At 58.0% G+C, this 19,942-nt stretch carries 21 protein-coding genes; 16 read left to right on the top strand and 5 right to left on the bottom strand.

Annotation, left to right across the window (positions count from 1 at the left end):
* Positions 1-5: 5 nt before the first annotated feature.
* The 5 genes from AAGD24_RS15910 to AAGD24_RS15890 form a co-directional block, all read right to left on the bottom strand.
* Positions 6-926 carry a DMT family transporter gene (locus AAGD24_RS15910; RefSeq protein ID WP_228211006.1) on the bottom strand — a complete coding sequence of 307 codons (921 nt, stop codon included), beginning with the start codon at positions 924-926 and terminating at the stop codon, positions 6-8.
* Complete coding sequence (locus AAGD24_RS15905) at positions 923-1,582, bottom strand: lactate utilization protein (RefSeq protein ID WP_075194448.1); 660 nt, start codon at positions 1,580-1,582, stop codon at positions 923-925. Before AAGD24_RS15905 ends, AAGD24_RS15910 begins: the two co-directional genes overlap by 4 nt.
* Positions 1,579-3,030 carry a LutB/LldF family L-lactate oxidation iron-sulfur protein gene (locus AAGD24_RS15900; RefSeq protein WP_269399691.1) on the bottom strand — a complete coding sequence of 484 codons (1,452 nt, stop codon included), beginning with the start codon at positions 3,028-3,030 and terminating at the stop codon, positions 1,579-1,581. The genes AAGD24_RS15905 and AAGD24_RS15900 overlap by 4 nt, the downstream gene beginning before the upstream one ends.
* Positions 3,027-3,803, bottom strand: coding sequence for a (Fe-S)-binding protein (locus tag AAGD24_RS15895; protein WP_041335553.1), 777 nt, complete (start codon positions 3,801-3,803; stop codon positions 3,027-3,029). Before AAGD24_RS15895 ends, AAGD24_RS15900 begins: the two co-directional genes overlap by 4 nt.
* Positions 3,804-3,971: 168 nt before the next feature.
* Positions 3,972-4,241 (bottom strand): ComEA family DNA-binding protein, encoded by a 270-nt coding sequence (locus tag AAGD24_RS15890; RefSeq protein ID WP_379865653.1) that lies wholly within the window; start codon positions 4,239-4,241, stop codon positions 3,972-3,974.
* 800 nt (positions 4,242-5,041) lie between these two features.
* Here AAGD24_RS15890 and urtA point away from each other — a divergent pair.
* The 16 genes from urtA (at position 5,042) to AAGD24_RS15810 (ending at position 19,849) form a co-directional block, all read left to right on the top strand.
* Entirely contained in the window at positions 5,042-6,352 is a 1,311-nt protein-coding gene (gene urtA / locus AAGD24_RS15885; RefSeq protein ID WP_036209057.1) for an urea ABC transporter substrate-binding protein, read from the top strand.
* Between the two features lie 97 nt (positions 6,353-6,449).
* Entirely contained in the window at positions 6,450-8,048 is a 1,599-nt protein-coding gene (gene urtB, locus AAGD24_RS15880; protein WP_379865651.1) for an urea ABC transporter permease subunit UrtB, read from the top strand.
* Positions 8,049-8,051: 3 nt separating this feature from the next.
* Positions 8,052-9,188: an urea ABC transporter permease subunit UrtC gene (urtC, locus tag AAGD24_RS15875; protein ID WP_292049256.1), complete on the top strand. Its 1,137-nt coding sequence runs from the start codon at positions 8,052-8,054 to the stop codon at positions 9,186-9,188.
* Positions 9,185-10,012, top strand: a complete 828-nt coding sequence (gene urtD / locus AAGD24_RS15870; RefSeq protein WP_379865649.1) for an urea ABC transporter ATP-binding protein UrtD — start codon at positions 9,185-9,187, stop codon at positions 10,010-10,012. The genes urtC and urtD overlap by 4 nt, the downstream gene beginning before the upstream one ends.
* Positions 10,012-10,710: an urea ABC transporter ATP-binding subunit UrtE gene (gene urtE / locus AAGD24_RS15865; RefSeq protein WP_091642994.1), complete on the top strand. Its 699-nt coding sequence runs from the start codon at positions 10,012-10,014 to the stop codon at positions 10,708-10,710. Before urtD ends, urtE begins: the two co-directional genes overlap by 1 nt.
* Positions 10,707-11,618 (top strand): urease accessory protein UreD, encoded by a 912-nt coding sequence (locus AAGD24_RS15860; RefSeq protein WP_228211000.1) that lies wholly within the window; start codon positions 10,707-10,709, stop codon positions 11,616-11,618. Before urtE ends, AAGD24_RS15860 begins: the two co-directional genes overlap by 4 nt.
* A 351-nt stretch (positions 11,619-11,969) precedes the next feature.
* Positions 11,970-12,272, top strand: a complete 303-nt coding sequence (gene ureA / locus AAGD24_RS15855) for an urease subunit gamma (RefSeq protein WP_007152777.1) — start codon at positions 11,970-11,972, stop codon at positions 12,270-12,272.
* A gap of 10 nt (positions 12,273-12,282) precedes the next feature.
* Complete coding sequence (locus AAGD24_RS15850) at positions 12,283-12,597, top strand: urease subunit beta (RefSeq protein ID WP_085679395.1); 315 nt, start codon at positions 12,283-12,285, stop codon at positions 12,595-12,597.
* A gap of 213 nt (positions 12,598-12,810) precedes the next feature.
* Positions 12,811-14,514: an urease subunit alpha gene (gene ureC, locus AAGD24_RS15845; protein WP_085681962.1), complete on the top strand. Its 1,704-nt coding sequence runs from the start codon at positions 12,811-12,813 to the stop codon at positions 14,512-14,514.
* Between the two features lie 10 nt (positions 14,515-14,524).
* Complete coding sequence (gene ureE, locus AAGD24_RS15840; RefSeq protein ID WP_036209063.1) at positions 14,525-15,055, top strand: urease accessory protein UreE; 531 nt, start codon at positions 14,525-14,527, stop codon at positions 15,053-15,055.
* Positions 15,045-15,740: an urease accessory protein UreF gene (locus AAGD24_RS15835; RefSeq protein WP_379867360.1), complete on the top strand. Its 696-nt coding sequence runs from the start codon at positions 15,045-15,047 to the stop codon at positions 15,738-15,740. The genes ureE and AAGD24_RS15835 overlap by 11 nt, the downstream gene beginning before the upstream one ends.
* Before the next feature lie 37 nt (positions 15,741-15,777).
* Complete coding sequence (gene ureG / locus AAGD24_RS15830) at positions 15,778-16,416, top strand: urease accessory protein UreG (protein WP_379865645.1); 639 nt, start codon at positions 15,778-15,780, stop codon at positions 16,414-16,416.
* Positions 16,417-16,456: 40 nt separating this feature from the next.
* Complete coding sequence (locus AAGD24_RS15825) at positions 16,457-16,636, top strand: hypothetical protein (protein WP_379865644.1); 180 nt, start codon at positions 16,457-16,459, stop codon at positions 16,634-16,636.
* Positions 16,637-17,212: 576 nt separating this feature from the next.
* The gene (locus tag AAGD24_RS15820; protein WP_379865642.1) at positions 17,213-17,503 is read left to right on the top strand and encodes an HNH endonuclease; all 291 of its coding nucleotides are present in this window, start codon (positions 17,213-17,215) and stop codon (positions 17,501-17,503) included.
* A gap of 114 nt (positions 17,504-17,617) precedes the next feature.
* On the top strand, positions 17,618-18,946 hold the full coding sequence (locus AAGD24_RS15815; protein ID WP_379865640.1) for a hypothetical protein: 1,329 nt from the start codon (positions 17,618-17,620) through the stop codon (positions 18,944-18,946).
* Between the two features lie 96 nt (positions 18,947-19,042).
* The gene (locus AAGD24_RS15810) at positions 19,043-19,849 is read left to right on the top strand and encodes a hypothetical protein (RefSeq protein WP_379865639.1); all 807 of its coding nucleotides are present in this window, start codon (positions 19,043-19,045) and stop codon (positions 19,847-19,849) included.
* The last annotated feature ends 93 nt before the right edge of the window (positions 19,850-19,942 follow it).

The following is a 19,942-nucleotide window of genomic DNA, read 5'->3' as shown; positions in this document are numbered from 1 at the left end:
CGGTATCAGGCAGTGTCGGGACGACTCCCGGCACTGCTGCGAGAGGCCACGATCACCGCCGCCGTCAGAATCAACGCCCCGGCAATACCGATCACCCCCAATTCCTCACCCAGAATCACCCACGCAAGCATGGCCACGAACAGGGGCTCCAGAGTCACGATAATGCTCGACAGAGTAGCCGGTGTTGTCTTCATGCCGCTGAAGAAGCTCACATACCCCAGGCAAGTTGGCACCACACCGATGTAGGCCACCATCAGCCATTGTGAAATGCCCAGGCTCTGTAGCCCGTCAAAACCACCACTCAGCGCAACGACAGGCAGCAGGATCAGCGCGGCGGTAAAAAAGCAGATGAACGCCGTGGTGAACACCGGAGTACCGGTGGACGTGTGCCGGCTGGTCAGCGTAAACCCGGCATACACCAGCGCCGCCAGAACCGCCACCAGGATGCCACCCAGGCGAAGATGGCCAGCACTGTCCATGTCACTGATCACCAGCATCGCGGTGCCGGCAATAGCGGCGGCCAACGCCAGCATTGTCACCACGCCCGGTTTCTCGCCCAGCAGCGGTGCCGCCATGATGGCGACAATCACGGGTGCCAGGCACAGAGCAATCAGCGTTGCGATACCTGCGCCGGTCATATCCACGGCCAGCAGGTAGCTGCCCTGATAGACCGCCTGGAAGAAGCCCAGGGCCACAAGCGGAACCAGAGCTTTACGGGTGAACTTTGGCGGAGAGGTTGCACTTCGAGCGAGCGCGCGCTGCTCCCTCAGCATCAGCCCAAAGAAGAAGGGTAAAGCGACCGCCAGCCGTAGGAAACCCAGTGTCACTGCCTGCAGGTCGGAGCCGGAAAACAGGAATTTTGCCACGATACCCGTGGTCGCCCAGAGCAGGGCGGCCAGGGCAATCAGTAATGCGCCTCGGATCATTCAATAACCAGTACGATGAGTTCCTTGGGACCGTGAACACCGTAAGCGAGAGTTTGCTCGATATCAGCGGTCTTCGAAGGCCCGGAGACTAACAGCGCATTGGTTGGCATGCCAGCGGCCCAGTTCTGGGATTGCATGGCATCGTGGAACGTGGTGTACAACTCACTGGCCTTCAGGATCGCAATATGAATGGGCGGCACCAGGCTCATCAGCCGGGGTTCATCCGCCGTCGGCCAAAGAATCAGTGACCCGGTTTCGGCAATGCCGCCCCGGGTAGAGGTGATGCCGGCGTCCACCTCATTGAACAGTGCTTCCTGCCAGCTTTCGATGGGCTCGTCGTACACCAGCAGTTGCGGCAGGTCCTCGCGGTTTTTGGTGGCGCTTCTCAGGGCCTGGCCGATCTCATGTTCCTTGGCAATCAGCAGGGTCTGGGCGCCGCGGCTCTGAAGGATTTCAGCCAACCGGTCAATCCAGCCGGATTCCGTGGTGCGATGCACTTCCCCGTGAACCGATTCGATGGTCCGTTCGAACATGTCCAGCCGTTCAGCGGTGCTCCAGTCCGGACGATCAAGCACTGAAAAATCGCATTCCGGGGCCGTCAGTTCACCGCCGGTGCGGTTGCGCAGGCGCTGGAGAATGGCGTCTCTGGAACTCATTGGCCACGCTCCTTCATCCGTTCGTGGAGGGTTTTGGGCGCCAGTTTTGGCGCGGTTCGGTATTGCGTCCAGGCGCCCATCTTGCCTGGTTGCAGCTTGCGGAATCGTGCGCCCAGGCTGGTGCCAAGGCGATAGAGGCCTGGTTTGGCGTGCATCCAGCTCCAGCCCTTCCAGATCATGGCTTCCACGCCACTGCGCTTGGCACCGTGGCCGCGCACCTTGGCCGGATGCAGCTTGTCACCGTCCACGGATTCCTGTCGCAGCCGCACCAGCAGGTCCGGAATCGGGATCTTAACGGGGCAGACTTCACCACATGCCCCACACAGGCTTGAGGCCGTCGGCAGATGCCGGCCTTCATCAAGGCCCACCATATGCGGCATCAGGATTTTACCAATGGGGCCGGGATAGGTGGTGCCATAAGTATGGCCGCCCACCCGCGTATACACCGGGCAGTGGTTCATGCAGGCGCCGCAACGGATGCAGCGCAGGGTGTCCAGCAGCTCGTCGTCCTGGTAGATGGTGGAGCGGCCATTGTCCACCAACACCACGTGAACCTCTTCCGGGCCGTCCATGTCGTTGGGCTTGCGGGGGCCGGAAATCATATTGAAGTAAGTGGTAATGTGCTGGCCGGTGGCGGAACGGGTCAATAACGCCAGCAGGGCGGTGACATCTTCCAGGTTGGGCACCACCTTCTCGATGCCGGTCACGGCAATGTGGCAGGGCGGTACGGTGGTGGTCATACGGCCATTGCCTTCGTTTTCCACCAGGCACAGGGTGCCGGTTTCGGCCACGGCGAAGTTAACGCCGGAAATGCCCACGTCGGCATTGCGGAACTTTTCCCGCAACTGCAGCCGGGCGTTCGCGGTCAGGTATTCCACATCGTTGGAGAGGTCGGTGCCGGTTTTGTCGTGCAGCAGTTGGGAGATCTCGCCAGTGTTCTTGTGAATCGCCGGCATGATGATGTGCGAGGGTGTTTCTTCCGCCAATTGCACAATGTACTCGCCAAGGTCCGACTCCAGCGCCTCGATGCCTTGTTCCTCAAGGTAATGGTTCAGCTCCATTTCCTCAGAGACCATGGACTTGCCTTTGATCGCCGTCTTGGCGTCCCGCGCCACGCAGATATCGCGTACGATGCGGCAGGCTTCATCACCGTCGGTGGCCCAATGCACTGTAATGCCGTTCTCGGTCAGCTTCTGTTCCAGTTGCTCCAGCAAATCCGGCAGGCTGGCCAGGGCCCGCCCGCGGATATTGGCGCCCAGGTCTCGCAGGGTTTCCAGGTCCCAACCTTCAAAGGCGGACTTGCGCTTGGTCATCAGACCGTCCATCGCCTTGCGAAAGTTCTGGCGAACCTGCGGGTTGTGGATGGCCGCCCGGGCGCGCGGGTGGAACTCTTTTACATCGATGTGATGGGCGGAATGGTGTGAAGAGCCGTGTGTTGTCTCGCTCATGACTGTTCACCTCCACTGCTGGTGCGTTCCCAGAGGAAACTCAGAATGTGCTGGCCGGTCACCGGCTTCTGGTTTTTCTCAGCGTACCCGGCGATGTTCATCAAACATCCGCAGTCCGTGGTGACAAACTCTTTGGCGCCGGTGTCCACCAGGGTGTCCACTTTCTCGCTGACCATGGCCCCGGAAATTTCCGGATGGCGCACCGCGAAGGTACCGCCAAAGCCGCAGCATTCCTCGGCTCGAACCTGTTCTACCAGGTTGACGTTTTTCAGTTGCCCCAGCAGCTTGGGGCCGACTTCCGCCACACCCATTTCACGGCGGGCGGAGCAGGAGGTGTGCATGGCTACGGTGGTGGGCTCACCCAGGTCGTCCAGTTTGATGTGGCACACGTTCACCAGAAAGTCCGTCAGTTCCCATACCCGCCCGGCAATTTCAGCGGCCGCGACTTCATCGGAGGTGTCCTTGAACAGCGCCGGGTAATGCTTGCGCATCATGCCGCCACAGGAACCGGAGGGCACCACAATCGGCCAGTCTTCCGGAAACAGCCCGAGTTGGGCGTGGGCGACTGCGCGGGCTTCGTCGTGATAGCCGGAGGTGTAGGCAGGCTGGCCACAGCAGGTCTGGTCTTCAGGGTAGATGACCTGAATGCCTTCCCGCTCCAGCAACTGGATGCCGGCCATGCCCGCGTCGGGATAGAACATGTCGACCAGGCAGGTGCCGTAGAAATAGACCTTGGAAGGTTTGGCCGGGTAAACCTTGATGGGATCAACCATAGTGCCGTCGCTCGCGATTATTATTGTCTCTCTGAGCCACAATAATAGGGCGGGGCCCTGGTAGTTGCCAGGCGACTTTATGGGGAGTCTGCGTGCTCGGAAAACGGGTGGGGTGGTAGCTGGTGACTTGGGAGCGGGCAGTGGCAGCCGGCCACTGCCCGAATAGCGTTATTCGACCGTCAGGCGCTCGGCGTTCTTTTCAACCGTGCGCTCACCAATGCCCTTGACGTTGGTCAGGTCGTTGCTGGACTGGAAAGGACCGTTGGCATCGCGATAGGCCACAATCGCTTCGGCTTTGCTCTGCCCGATGCCGTTGAGACTGGTCAGGGTTTCGATGTCGGCGGTGTTGATGTTGATGGTGGCGGGTTCAGCGTGGGCGAAACCGGTGAACAGGCTGAACAGAAGGACCATCATTGCGATAAAAGGGGTGCGTTTCATTCTTGCTTTGCTCCTGAGAGTGATTTTACGTGTCTGATTATTCGTCAGGACGTAAAAGCGGCGGAGCTGGTTGGAAAAGAAAAAGTAACCGGCGAGATGGGGAAGTGCACGGACAGGAACACATTCCCTATGCTCCTGAGCCCGTGGCTGACCCCATGCCTGATCCTTCAGGCTGCGCACCATCCTGTGCGCGTCTTCCCTGGTGTTCGTCCCTGTGGCCCTGATTCCCTGGGCAACTCCTGATCCGTGGAGTTATCTTCCCTGAGCCAGCTTTCCTTGCCGGCTTCTCATCCTTGACGTTGACCATTCTACATGGGAGCCATTCTCAAGAAATCGGACATTCGCTCCCTTATCTGTGCGATATCTCTTACAGATTTGTAATCAAGCGGACAGGTGGAGATTGAACGTATGTTCATGCATTTTCTGGATTTTCCCGTTTACAGCTCCGGTGCACGATTAAGGGTCTGGAGCACCAGAGTTGACCATTCTGTTGCCCCATTTTTTGACAATAACCGGAGGCCAGTTGGCATCAGAATAAAAACAATATTTAAAACAACAGGTTATTTTTTAAGTTCATAGAACTGCAGGTTTGTGGGTTTAGCGCATCGTAATAGTGCGCTTAGCGGAGTGGCGATTCATCGTGGTGCATTACTGCTGGTTCGAAAGCCCGGTAAGTGGTTATCAAATGTCATTTAACTGACTGAAAATTAAGGCGTGTTTTTCATTCTGGAACAGCTGATGCAGAGGTGTTGGTGCATTTTGGGGCAATAACACCAATCAATCCGAAAAGGATGCACAACATGACGATTAGAAAACACGTGAAACTGGGCCTGTCAGCGCTGGCTCTCTCAATGTCTCTTAACGCAGCGGCCGCCGAAGATCCCATCAAGGTCGGCATCCTCCACTCCCTCTCCGGCACCATGGCCATCAGTGAAACCGTGCTGAAAGACACCGTCGAAATGCTCATCGCCAAGCAGAACGCCGAAGGTGGGGTTCTGGGCCGTGAACTGGAAGCGGTCGTGGTTGACCCTGCCTCCAACTGGCCGCTGTTCGCCGAAAAGGCCCGTGAACTGCTGGCCCAGGAAAAAGTGGACGTGATTTTCGGCAACTGGACGTCTGTTTCCCGTAAATCCGTACTGCCGGTGGTTGAAGAACTCAACGGCTTGCTGTTCTACCCGGTTCAGTACGAAGGTGAAGAATCTTCCGAGAACGTTTTCTATACCGGTGCCGCTCCCAACCAGCAGGCCATTCCTGCGGTGGACTACCTGATGAACAACATTGGTGTTGAGCGCTGGGTACTGGCCGGTACCGACTACGTGTACCCGCGCACCACCAACAAAATCCTTGAGACCTACCTGATGGACCAGGGCGTGGCCAAGGAAGACATCATGATCAACTACACGCCTTTCGGTCACTCCGACTGGCAGAACATCGTGTCTGACATCAAGCGTTTCGGCTCCGCCGGTAAGAAGACCGCCGTGGTCTCCACCATCAACGGCGACGCCAACGTACCGTTCTACCGTGAACTGGGTAACCAGGGCATCTCCGCTTCCGACATCCCGGTAGTGGCGTTCTCCGTGGGTGAGCAGGAGCTTTCCGGTATCGACACCGGCCCGCTGGTTGGCCACCTGGCGGCATGGAACTACTTCATGAGTGTGGACAGCGATGCCAACTACGACTTCATCGACCAGTGGATCGAGCACACCGGCAACGAAGAAGCCGTCACCAACGACCCGATGGAAGCTCATTACATCGGCTTCAACATGTACATCGAAGCGGTGAAGAAAGCCGGCACCACCGACGTGGATGCGGTCAAAGACGCCATCGTCGGCGTGAGCGTACCGAACCTCACCGGCGGCTACGCCACCATGATGCCCAACCACCACATCACCAAGCCGGTACTGATCGGTGAAATCCAGGACAACGGCCAGTTCTCCGTGGTCTGGGAAACCCCGTCTACCGTGGCTGGCGATGCCTGGTCTGACTTCCTGCCGGGTTCCCGTGACCTGATCGCCGACTGGCGCAAGCCGATGTTCTGCGGAAGTTTCAACACTGCAACCGGCAAGTGCGGCGCCTCCGCTGGAGAAATGGCGGCTGAAGAAGCCGAATAAGGCATAGCAGCCAACAGCGCAATACAGACAACCGGGAGCGGCGATGCTGCCCCGGTTGTCGCCCCCGCAACTCGCTTTCAACCGACAGGACACCATCATGAGCATCCTTCGATCGCTCACATTGCTGCTTATCGCCCTGGTTTCCGTGCTCTCGCTTCCGGCCTCCGCCCAGGAAGACGACCCCGGAACGGCCTTGCTGAATAACCTTGCAGAAGCGCCCGCCAGCCGCATTGAAGAGGCCATCAATGCCATCGTCAGCAGCGGTGATGAAAGAGCCAGGGGCTGGCTCGAAGCTTATGGCAACAACCGCCTGAGCCGGATAGACGACACCGGCCAGGTCGTGATCGTACTGAACAACCGGGGCCGGGACTGGGAAATCGCCAACCCGCTGACCGGAGAGAACATGGGCGAAATGTCCCGCCGCGAGCTGGACCGAATCGCCATCAATAACCGGATACGGGGCCAGCTTGAGGGTATTCTCGCCATGCTGGACCTGAACGCCGCAGACCCTGACGTGCGTGAAGCCTCCGCACAGGACATGATGGGCAAAGTGGACGCTTCCCTGGTCAAGCCGCTGCAAGCGCAGCTGGAACGGGAAGAGAACGCCTCGGTGCGCAGTCGCATTGAAGAGGCACTGGCCATTTACAGAGTGGGTGAGGGTAATCTTGAGGCCGTGGACGTACTGGCCGGCAGTCTTCACCCCCGAGCCCGAGCTGCCCTGAACGAAGCCGTGCGCAGCGACAACCCGGCCCTGGCCGACAAGGCCGAGCAGGCCCTGGCTTCCATCGAACAGAAACTGAAACTCAACCGCGCCGCCGAAACGCTCTATTTTGGCCTCAGCCTGGGTTCCGTGCTGGTCCTGGCCGCCATCGGCCTGGCCATCACCTTCGGCGTGATGGGCGTCATCAACATGGCTCACGGCGAGCTGATCATGCTGGGTGCCTACACCACCTGGGGCATGCAGCAACTGTTGCCGGGCCAGCCGGGCTTGGCATTGATTCTCTCGATTCCCGCCGGCTTCCTGGTGGCGGCCACCGCCGGCATCATCATCGAGCGCAGCGTGATCCAGTTCCTCAAGGGCCGCCCGCTGGAAACCCTGCTGGCCACCTTTGGTATCAGCCTCATCCTGCAGCAATTGGTGCGTACCGTGATCTCGCCCCAGAACCGCACCGTGGTGACACCGGAGTGGATGAGCGGCTCGCTGGTGATCAACGACGCGCTCTCCCTGACCCTGAACCGCCTGTACGTACTGGCGTTCGCACTGATCGTCTTCGCCGCGCTGATGATGATCATGCGCAAAACCCGCCTCGGCCTGGAAGTGCGTGCCGTTACCCAGAACCGCGCCATGGCACGTTCCATGGGCATCCGCGCCACCCGCGTGGACATCATGACCTTCGCCTTGGGCTCCGGCGTTGCCGGCCTGGCCGGTGTGGCGTTGTCCCAGCTCACCAACGTGGGCCCCAACCTGGGCCAGAACTACATCATCGACTCGTTCATGGTGGTGGTGTTCGGTGGCGTGGGCAACCTGTGGGGCACGCTCATCGCCGGGCTGTCGCTGGGCACCATCAACCAGTTGCTGGAGCCCTGGGCTGGTGCCGTACTCGCGAAGATCATTGTGCTGGTCTTCATCATCCTGTTCATTCAAAAACGGCCGAAGGGGCTCTTCCCCCAAAAGGGCCGGGCTGCGGAGGGTTAAGGTATGTGGTTGACTCGACCCTTGCGTGAGCGATCCACGCAGATTTTCCTGGGCGTTCTGTTTGCAGCCCTGGCCATCGTGACCTTCCTTCACGTGGCCATGCCGGAAGACAGCGCCCTGTATGTCAGCGCCTACACCGTGACACTGCTGGGCAAATACCTGTGTTACGCCTTGCTCGCGGTGGCTGTGGATCTGGTGTGGGGGTACCTCGGTATCCTCAGCCTGGGCCATGGTGCCTTCTTTGCCATCGGCGGTTACGCCATGGGCATGTACCTGATGCGCCAGATCGGCGATCGCGGCACCTACGGCGATCCCATCCTGCCGGACTTCATGGTGTTCCTGAACTGGCAGGAACTGCCCTGGTACTGGCTCGGGTTCGACATGGCCTGGTTCGCCTTCATCATGGTGCTGCTGGCACCGGGCCTGCTGGCGCTGGTGTTCGGTTTCCTCGCCTTCCGTTCGCGGGTCACCGGCGTGTACCTGTCCATCATCACCCAGGCGCTGACCTTCGCGCTGATGCTGGCGTTCTTCCGCAACGAGATGGGCTTCGGCGGCAACAATGGCCTGACCGACTTCCGCGACATCCTCGGCTTCAACCTGCGCACCGACGCCACCCGTTTGGGGCTGTTCATCGCCACCGGTATCGCCCTGGCCATCGGCTACGTGATCTGCCGGGGCATCGTTACCAGCAAACTGGGCCGGGTCAGCATCGCCTGCCGTGACGCCGAAGCCCGCGCCCGATTCCTGGGCTACCGGGTGGATCGGGTGCAGCTGTTCGTGTTCGTGGTCTCCGCCATGCTGGCGGGTGTGGCTGGCGCCTTGTACGTGCCCCAAGTGGGCATCATCAACCCCAGCGAATTCTCGCCGCTGTTTTCCATTGAGGTGGTCGTGTGGGTTGCGCTTGGCGGCCGCGCAACCCTCTATGGCGCGGTGATCGGCGCGGTACTGGTGAACTACGCCAAAACCGTGTTCACCGGCGTGATGCCGGATGCCTGGCTGTTCGCCCTGGGTGGCCTGTTCGTGCTGGTCACCGTGTTCCTGCCCAAGGGCATCGCCGGCCTGCTGGCCAGCCGTCGCAAGGGCAAACAGGATGAACCAGACACCCCAACCGCCCCATCCACCACGGAGGCGACCGCATGAGCATTATCGAGGAGCTTTCCAACCGCGACCGGGTGTTCGAATTCCTGACCCCGGCGGTCTCCCCCGTGGACACCCGCCATGGGCCCATCCTCTACATGGAAGACGTCAACGTGAGCTTCGATGGCTTCCGGGCCATCAACAACCTCAACATGACCATCGACGACGGCGAGCTGCGTTGCATCATCGGGCCGAACGGCGCGGGCAAAACCACCATGATGGACATCATCACCGGTAAAACAGCCCCGGACACCGGTTCGGTCTGGTTCGGCAGCCGTCACAACCTGCTGACCATGAACGAGCCGGAAATCGCCAGCCTCGGCATCGGCCGCAAGTTCCAGAAGCCCACCGTATTCGAAGCCTTAACGGTGTTCGAAAACCTCGAACTGGCCATGGCCACCGACAAGCGGGTGATCCCCACCTTGCGGGCGGCCATGAAAGCGGAATTCCGTGAGCGCATCGACGAAGTGCTGGAAACCATCGGTTTGCAGGAACTGCGAAACCAGCTGGCGGGCATCCTCTCTCACGGCCAGAAGCAGTGGCTGGAAATCGGCATGCTGCTGATGCAGAAGCCGCGCCTGCTGCTGGTGGACGAACCCGTCGCCGGCATGACCGAACAGGAAATGGAACGCACCGCCGAACTGCTCACCAGCCTCGCCGGCAAGCAGTCGGTTGTGGTGGTGGAGCACGACATGGGCTTCGTGCGCTCCATCGCCCGCAAGGTCACCGTGTTGCACCAGGGCAGCGTGCTGGCGGAAGGCAGCATGGACCAGGTCTCCAACGACCCGGAAGTGATCAAGGTGTATCTCGGGGAGGAGGAGGCGTAATGCTCAAGATTGAAAAACTGAACCAGTTCTACGGCGAAAGCCACACCCTGTGGGAACTGGAGCTGGACGTGCCCAAAGGTCAGTGCACCTGTGTGATGGGCCGAAACGGCGTGGGCAAAACCACCCTGATGAAATGCGTGATGGGGGAGGAAACCACCAGCAGCGGCAGCATCCAGTTTGATGGCGGCACCGAACTGACCAAACAGAAACTGGAAGAGCGCTCCCGCCTGGGCATCGGATACGTGCCCCAGGGCCGGCAGATTTTCCCGCTGCTGACCGTGGAAGAAAACCTGCGCACCGGCCTGGCTGTGCGCAAGGACGGCAGCAAGAAAATCCCCGAGCGCATCTACGAGCTGTTCCCCGTGCTTAAGGAGATGAAAAACCGCCGTGGCGGTGACCTCTCTGGCGGCCAGCAGCAACAGCTCGCCATCGGCCGCGCCCTGGTGATCGAGCCTCAGTTACTGATCCTCGACGAACCCGGCGAAGGCATCCAGCCCAACATCGTCGCCCAGATCGGCGAAGTCATCCGCCGGTTGATCAAGGAAGACGGCCTGACGGTGTTGCTGGTGGAACAGAAACTGCCCTTCGCCCGCAAATACGCCGACCGCTTCGCCATCATGGACCGCGGCCGCCGCGTCGCCGAGGGCGAGATTGCCGAGCTGTCTGATGAACTCATCAAGAAGCACCTGACGGTATGACCGCCTACGAATCGATCGCCCTCAACGCCACCGACGCGGCCCACGACTCCGGCCACCGCTTCGACGCGGACCGGCGCTGGGCCGCCACCCTGGACCTGGCCTTCGAAACCAGGCAGGAGCAGGGCGCGCAGGTCACCCGCATGACCCGCACCCGGTTCAAAGGGCCGTTGCGGGTACAGCGGCCGTTCTACCCGGAAGGCAAAACCGGCTGCTGCCACGTGTACCTGCTGCACCCGCCCGGCGGCCTGGTTAGCGGCGATGCCCTGAATATCAATGTGTCCGTCGGCAGTGGCGCGCACACCCTGGTGACCACCCCGGCGGCGGCAAAACTCTACAAAGCCGACCGCAACGGCGTCGCCTGGGCGCAGCACACACACCTGAACGTCGCCAACGGCGGCGTTCTCGAATACCTGCCCCAGGAAACCCTCGGCTTCAACGGCTCCCGGGGCGAGCAGACCACCACCATTAAACTGGAAACCGGCGCCAAATGCCTGGGCTGGGAAATCCTCGCCCTGGGTCGCCCGGTCAGCAACCTGCCATTCGTCACCGGCCACATGGAGCAACGCTTCAGCCTGAACATGGACGGCAAACCGCTGTGGCTGGAGCGCCAACTGTTAGACCCCACACACGCCCGTTTCAACGGCAAATGGGGGCAGGGCGGCGCCACCGTTCAGGCGACCTTGTGGGTGGTTGGTTTGGAAGACGAAGCCGGCGCCATCGAAGCCATCCGTGAACAACTGCCGGCTTCAGCCCACTGGGCCATCACACGCCGGCGTGGCGTTGTGTTGTTGCGGTACCTGGGTAATGAAAGAAACGAAGCCTGGGATGTTTGCCAGCGGGCCTGGGAGGTACTTCGGCCTCTGTTGGCCGGCCAGTCCGCGGTTGTTCCGCGGATCTGGTTGACTTGATGGTTGGTGCGGGAACAGGGCGGGGCGAACCGTCCGGGGCACGCTGTGAATACGTCCATGTACGCTTGACGAAAACATCCATGTTTTCGACATCCCCGGACGGTTCGCCCCGCCCTGTTAAGCGGAAAAATGAGTTAGCGCACTAGCTCGATAGGGTCAGAAACAACTATTTGGAACAACGGAAGTTAATCCAACAGGCAACTCAGAATTCAGACAAGGCAGGAGGGAAGGGGTGCACGGGATCGTAAAAAACATGGATGTTTTTTCCGAGCGTACAGGGACGTATTCACCGCGTATCCCGTGCACCCCTTCCCTCCTGCCGACAAACTCCAGAACCCGAGGAGAACAAAAATGGAATTAACCCCAAGAGACAAAGACAAACTGCTCCTCTTCACAGCAGCACTGTTAGCAGAGCGCCGCAAGGCCAAAGGCCTGAAGCTGAATTACCCAGAAGCCGTCGCCCTCATCAGCGCCGAAATCATGGAAGGCGCCCGCGAAGGCCGCACCGTGGCTGAAATGATGACCGCCGGCACCGAAATCCTCACCCGCGACGACGTCATGGAAGGCGTGGCCGACATGGTTGACGAAGTCCAGGTAGAAGCCACCTTCCCGGACGGCACCAAACTCGTCACCGTCCACAACCCCATAGTTTGAGGAGGCTGTCATGATCCCCGGCGAATACCAGTTAAAAGACGGCGACATCGAACTCTGCGAAGGCCGCCAGCGCATCACCATCGAAGTCGGCAACACCGGCGACCGCCCCATCCAGATCGGCTCCCACTATCACTTCGCCGAAGCCAACCCCGCGTTGGACTTCGACCGAGCCAAAGCCAAGGGCTACCGCCTAGACGTCGCCGCCGGCACCGCCATCCGCTTCGAACCCGGCCAAACGAGAGAAGTGACCCTTATCCCGTTCGCCGGAAAACGCGAAATCTACGGTTTCCGCCAAGAAGTCATGGGAAGACTCGACAAGAACTGAGGACAACAGGAGCAAGGGGTTAAAGAAGGCCCGAATGAACTCTGAGGGTCGGGCGGATAGGGCTTTCCAGGAATGTGCGGAGCCATGGATGGCGGAGCCCAAGCGCACATGGATGTGCTTGTAGCGTTTCCTGGAAAGCCCTATCCGACCGGCCCAGGCACCGAAGTTTTAGGCCTCAGTAACCCAGGCACCCAAGCAAAAACGAGGGACAGCATGAAGATAACAAGACAAGCCTACGCCGACATGTACGGCCCCACAGTGGGTGACCGAGTCCGCCTGGGCAACACCGAACTGTGGATCCAGGTTGAAAGCGACGCCACCCACTACGGCGACGAAGTAAAATTCGGTGGCGGCAAAGTCATCCGCGATGGCATGGGCCAGAGCCAGCGGGCCGACGACAGCGTGATGGACACCGTCATCACCAATGCATTGATTCTCGACTGGTGGGGCATCGTCAAAGCCGACGTCGGCCTGCAGAACGGCAGAATCGCCGCCATCGGCAAAGCCGGCAACCCAGACACCCAGCCAGACGTCACCATCGTCATCGGCCCCGGCACCGAAATCATCGCCGGTGAAGGCAAAATCCTCACCGCTGGCGGAATCGACGCCCACATCCACTTCATCTGCCCGCAGCAGATCGAAGAAGCCCTGATGAGTGGCATCACCACCATGCTTGGCGGCGGCACCGGCCCCGCCACTGGCAGCAATGCCACCACCTGCACCCCCGGCCCCTGGCACATCGGCAAAATGCTCCAGGCCGTCGACGACTTGCCCATGAACATCGGCTTCCTCGGCAAAGGCAACGCCAGCCTGCCGGAATCCCTGGAACTGCAACTCAAAGCCGGCGCCATGGGCCTCAAACTCCACGAAGACTGGGGCACCACACCCGCTTCCATCGACAACTGCCTCACCGTGGCGGACAAGTTCGACGTACAGATCGCCATCCACACCGACACCCTCAACGAATCCGGGTTTGTGGAAGACACCCTCGCCGCGTTCAAAGGCCGCTGCATTCACACCTACCACACCGAAGGCGCCGGCGGCGGCCATGCCCCCGACATCATCACCGCCTGCTCCAAGGATTACGTACTGCCGTCCTCCACCAACCCCACACGGCCGTACACCGTCAACACCATCGACGAACACCTCGACATGCTGATGGTCTGCCACCACCTTGACCCCAACATCCCGGAAGACGTGGCCTTCGCCGATTCCCGCATTCGACGCGAGACCATCGCCGCGGAAGACATCCTTCAGGACATGGGCGTGATCTCCATGATTGCCTCCGACTCCCAGGCCATGGGGCGGGTAGGGGAAGTGGTGTGCCGCACCTGGCAGACCGCCCACAAGATGAAAGTACAGCGCGGCCTGCTGCCGGACGACGAACAACTGGGCGCCGACAACCTGCGCGCCAAACGCTACATCGCCAAATACACCATCAACCCCGCCATCACCCACGGCATTGCGCACGAAGTGGGTTCCGTGGAAGTGGGCAAGCTGGCGGACCTGGTGCTGTGGGACCCGGCCTTCTTTGGCGTAAAACCCGCGCTCATTGTGAAAGGCGGCATGATTGCCGCGGCTCCCATGGGCGACCCCAACGCCTCCATCCCCACGCCCCAGCCTGTGCACTACCGCATGATGTTCGGGGCGCTGGGCCGGGCCGCCAGTGCCACCCGCCTGAGCTTTGTCAGCCAGGCCGCGCTGGATGCGGGCATTGGCAAGGAACTGGGGCTGAACAGCACCCTCGCGGCCTGTAAAAACGTGCGCAGGGTTCGCAAGGGCGACCTCAAACTCAACGACGCCTGCCCACACCTGACCGTGGACCCACAAACCTACGAAGTGCACGCCGATGGCGAACTGCTCACCTGCGAGCCCGCCACCGAACTGCCACTGGCGCAGCTATATCATCTTTTTTAAGGAGCCCGACATGCTTGAGCTGACACAAAGAATCGGCCCAGTGGAAACCAGCGAAATCCACGACCACCTAACGCTGCCCTTCGAACTGCGCATGCGCGGCCGCCTGCGCGCCAGAACCGACACCGGTTACGACGTTGGCCTGTTTCTCGACCGCGGCCCCGTGCTGCGAGAAGGCGAATTCCTGCAGGCCCAAAGCGGCGAAATCATCCGCATCCGCGCCGCCGACGAACCCGTCGTTACCGCCCGCATCGAACCCGGCCTGCCGTTGGCACGGTTGTGCTACCACCTCGGCAATCGTCATGTGTCGCTATCCATCGGCAGCGAAGATACCGCAACAGATGGAAAGACCGGATGGGTGCGCTTCCCGCCGGACCACGTACTGGAAGAACTGGCCGAACGCCTGGGCGCCACCCTGGTACACCACCAGGCTCCCTTTGATCCGGAGCCCGGCGCATACGCCCAAGCAGGGCATGCGCACGGCCATGGCCATTCACACGATCACAGTCACGGGCACGACCATGACCACCCTCATGCTCACTGACAGCAGCCAGACCGCCGTCGGCGACCTGTCCCTGCTTGGCCTGATGCAACTGGTCAGCCCCGCACTGCCCATCGGCGCCTTCGCCTGGTCCCAGGGCCTGGAAAGCGCCTTCGAACTGGGCTGGGTGAACAACGAAGACCAACTGGGCGACTGGCTGGAAGGCGTACTGGAAGACGGCCTCACCCGCTGCGAGTTGCCCCTGCTCGTGCGCCTGCAAACCGCCTGGGCAACCAATGACAACGCTGGACTGGCCCACTGGAACCAATGGCTGCACGCCACCCGCGAAACCGCCGAACTGAGCGACGAAGATACCCGCCTGGGCTCCGCGCTCATTCGCCTGCTGGGCAGCCTGGAACTGCTGCCAGCCGAAGGCCGAATGCCTGAGGTCCCTGGCTACGTCACCGTCTTCGCCTGGGCGGCACACATGCGCCACGTACCCGTACGCCAAACCCTGCTCGGCTTCGCCTGGGCCTGGCTGGAAAACCAACTCGCCGTTGCCTGCAAAGCCATGCCCCTGGGCCACACCGCCGCCCAACGGCTGACCGAACGGCTGCGCCCAAAACTGGTACACGCCGTCGACCAGGCACTGACGCGGAAAGACAACGAACTCGGCCCGGTACTTCCAGGTCTCGCGCTCGCAAGCGCACACCATGAAACCCAGTATTCACGGCTTTTCAGAAGCTGAACAAAACGATCTTGATTAGAGAAACGGAGAACACGCCATGAAACATTGTCTGAGAGTAGGAGTCGGCGGCCCGGTCGGCTCAGGTAAAACCGCCTTGCTGCGCCAACTCTGCAAAGCGTTAAAAGACCACTACGACATCGCCGTCGTCACCAACGACATCTACACAAGGGAAGACGCCGACTTCCTCCTGAAACACGATGCCCTCCCAGCCGACCGCATCCTCGGAGTGGAAACCGGCGGCTGCCCCCACACAGCCATCCGCGAAGACGCCTCCATGAACCTCGCGGCCATCGACGACCTGCAAAGCCGCCACCCGAACCTGGAACTGGTGCTGGTGGAATCCGGCGGCGACAACCTGTCCGCCACCTTCAGCCCGGAACTGAGCGACCTGACCCTCTACGTCATCGACGTCTCCGCCGGCGACAAAATCCCGAGAAAAGGCGGACCAGGCATCACCAAATCCGATCTGCTGATCATCAACAAAATCGACATCGCCGAACAGGTGCATGCCTCCCTGGATGTAATGGACCGCGACAGCAAAAAAATGCGCGGTGAGCGGCCGTTCGTGTTCACCAACCTGTATGACGGGGTAGGGCTGGAGACGATCATCAGCTTTATTCTGGAGCGGGGGATGTTGCCGGAGAGACGGCCGGAGAAACTTGCCGCATCGGCTTGATTCAAAGATTCGGAATTTAATGGATAACGGAGAAAATGACATGAGACAGATAAAAAACTTCAGCCTGACAGCCGCCCTAATGTTAGCTTCAACGACGGCACTTGCGCACCCTGGCCACGAAGCAATTGGAGATGTGTTGCACGTGGAGTACCTGTTTGCGTTGGGTATCGTCGTGGTAGCTGCTCTTTCAGCATGGAAGGTGATCAAGCAGCGTCGCTGATTAATATCGCTGCCTGTCCCGGTATCGAACTCGCCTCTAGCGCCGCCAGTCGGCGCTGAGCCTATCTCCTTTGCTTTATACGAACCGTAATATCCTGACTTCGTCTTTATTGCATACCGAAGAAGTCAGTATATTACGTGCGTTGTCGCCTATCCTCGTCTAAGCTTTTGTTTTTTATAGCCGAGGCTTGCAGCCTTCTCTTCTTTTCTCCGTAGTAATGAAGAAGGCAATTTTCTGCAGTATCGCTGCCTTCGGTCTAGTTGCTGTTATGGCAAAAAATAAGATGGGAGTAGGTATGGTTAAGACTTGGACTAGTTCAAGAGTTGAAGACGATGTGTGTGACAAGTGCGGATCAGTTTACGAGGTGACAATGCATCGATTTCCGCACCGGGATAAGGACTCATTCAATTGCTCTGTCTGTGGAAATTTAATGCGGGAGTGGAATGACACACACTGTCCAATGTTTGAGTTAAAGCAGAAGGGACAAGTCCCTCCAGATCATCAAGCATAGGTGGTTGGCGAGTGCCGGTTTGCGCCAAGTGCGGTGGTAGCAGATTTAACGCGTGTAATCGCTGCATGGATTGCCGCAATGCTCGAGCACGAATGCGAAAACAGCGTATCAAGGAAAATGGTGGCTCCCACACTAAGCGGGAGTGGGAGCAATTGTTGGCTGATAGCCCCGCGTGTGCCGAGTGTGGTCGTAATTGGTCCGAAATCCCGCCTCGTCCCGACAAACGATATCGGTACACTTGGACAAAAGGACATAAAATTCCGGTCTATCACGGTGGAATGGATGGTATATCCAATATTCAAGCTGAGTGTTATCAGTGCAATTTCAAGAAAAATGCGGGTCCCTTGAAGCCATAACCAGTGCAGGCACAGCGACGCCGATTACATTGCGCCTTTGGCTCAATTTCATGGGCGAGCATGCTGCAGGCGTTAAAGTCGAAAATACATGGAACGCGACATGGAAAGAAATTGATGAGCAAATATATTCCAATTGAGCAAATATTTAGTGGAATTGGGCTGCCAGAAGCTACATACGTGGCACAGGATAATGGTGGGTTTGAACGTCAACTGCGGCAAGGAATTAAGGAAAGCGGAACACTATGCCTGGTTACTGGCTCCTCTAAAACCGGGAAAACCACACTGTACAACAAAGTGTTGGCCGGCCTTGGTCGGGTACCACTAATTGTCCGAAGCGATGCAACCGTAGACTCCGACGAATTCTGGAAAAAACCGCTGGAAAAGGTGGATTTCAATCGGCTAAGAGAAGTTCAAGACACAAGAAGCGTTGAATCCAAAGCCCAAGCCAAGATTGGTGGGGAAGTTGGGTGGAAATGGCTGGCTGGCTTGATCGGAGAGGTGTCTCTCGGAATTACTGGAAAACGAAGTGAATCTGAGATCAGGGAGGTCATATTATCTAAACCGTCACCCGCTCATTTGGTCCCGTTGCTTAAGCACACTAATGCCATACTGGTAGTTGAAGATTTTCACTATCTCACCGAAGCCACCCAGCAACACATTTTTCAGCAATGGAAAGTTTTTACTGATGAGGGTGTGTCTGTAATTGTTGTAGGAACAACACATCACGGTGTGGATTTGGCTTATGCCAATCCAGACTTGGTTGGACGTATTCAACAAATTGACCTTAAAAGATGGGATAACAAGGATTTAGAAAAAATTGTAACAAAGGGTTTCGAGGCACTTAAGATTAGTTGTCCGCCTGCTGTTTCTCGTACTCTTTCGTCCGAATCAGCGGGTCTGCCCATCATTACTCAGCAAGCATCCGCTCAGTTATTCGCTGATAAAGATATTGAAGAGGTTAAAGCGGGTGCGGAAATTAATTTTTCTATACAAAACGCATTCGATGCGCTTCACCATGTCGCAGTATCTAGGTATAAACAGTTCGAGTCTTGGTATTTAAGATTGAAAACCGGTCCAAGAAAAAGGGCTCGAAAATACAATACATATGAACTGATCTTATCGATTTTTGAGCTCGATCCGCCAAAATTTGAGCTGGCACGGCATGAGATATCCGAGCGCCTTTCGAAACTTCCAGTGGCAAACACGAGCTTGCCGCCTGCAGCTTCTGTTAATAGCACTCTATCCGCATTGGAAACTTTTCAGAAGAAAAATGGGTTCGAGTTGCTTGAGTGGAGTAAAAAAAATGAAGCGATATATATTTTAGAGCCCGCATTCTTATTCTACTTGCGCTGGAAAGAAGAGCAGACAGGAGCTAGTTTTGATGACATTAAAGAAGTAATTAGGCAGGTGTTGGAGTCATTGAATATCAAATCATCTAAGTAGCGCGGAAAAAGCCAACTACTTTAACCAGTACGGTCAAGGGACGCTCCTAACGTCGCGTCCTGCCGCCGGCGTTAGAGCCAAAAATCGGAATTGCAAATGTCCTCAGAATTAAGGCGCATCAAAAAGCGAAAAGGGACGAGGGATGAGCTCGATAGCTTGTACGAAAAATCTGAGCATGTGCTGGTTATTCACTACTCTTGTGAATCTTTTTACGACATCAAAGATGGACGAACCCCTAGGGTGACTTCTATAGCTGTACGTAATTTGAAAACAGCGCAGACTGAAAGCTTTTCCATTCATAAAATCGCTGAGCGACGGGGCGTCGAGATTTTAAACATACCGGAAAGGTACGATGAACTCGAAAAAGAAATGCTCGATGATTTTTTTGAGTTTTTGAAATATCGACAGACCTCTCACTTTATCCATTGGAATATGCGTGACGGCAACTATGGGTTCTCCGCGATTGAGCATAGATACCAAGTATTGGGTGGTGAGCCGTTTGTCGTGCCCGACGAAAAGAAATTTGATCTCGCGAGAGGGTTGGTCGCGTTGTTCGGCCGGGAGTATGTCAGCCATGGCGAGTTCGGGCGCTTTCACGAACTCATCAAGCTGAACAATATTACTGATAAAAGTGCGCTTACTGGGAAGCAAGAGGCAGATGCGTTTGATGGTGGTGAATATGTCAAGTTGCATCAGTCGACTTTGCGCAAGGTCGATTGTATGGCCAATATCGTTGAACGGACTGTAGATGGTTCGATAGTAACCGGCGCGTCTTGGCGCGATAAGTACGGGGCTCACCCCAAAGCGATTGTAGAGTATATCCAAGAACATTGGCTGTGGTCATTGCTTGTGATTTTTGCAATCGCTAGCGGCGTAGCTGGCCGAGTCATGGGATGGTTTTAATAAACGTCGGCAAGCAAAAGTAAACCAGGACAGATTTATTTTCACGGCTTCTTTGAAGGTTCAGAGCTAACTTGAGTCACTATCAACCCTCTC

Origin of the sequence: Marinobacter sp. M5B (assembly GCF_042604615.1) — a bacterium.
GTDB classification, from domain to species: Bacteria; Pseudomonadota; Gammaproteobacteria; order Pseudomonadales; family Oleiphilaceae; genus Marinobacter; species Marinobacter salarius.
This window is presented reverse-complemented; position numbering and strand designations above follow the sequence as displayed.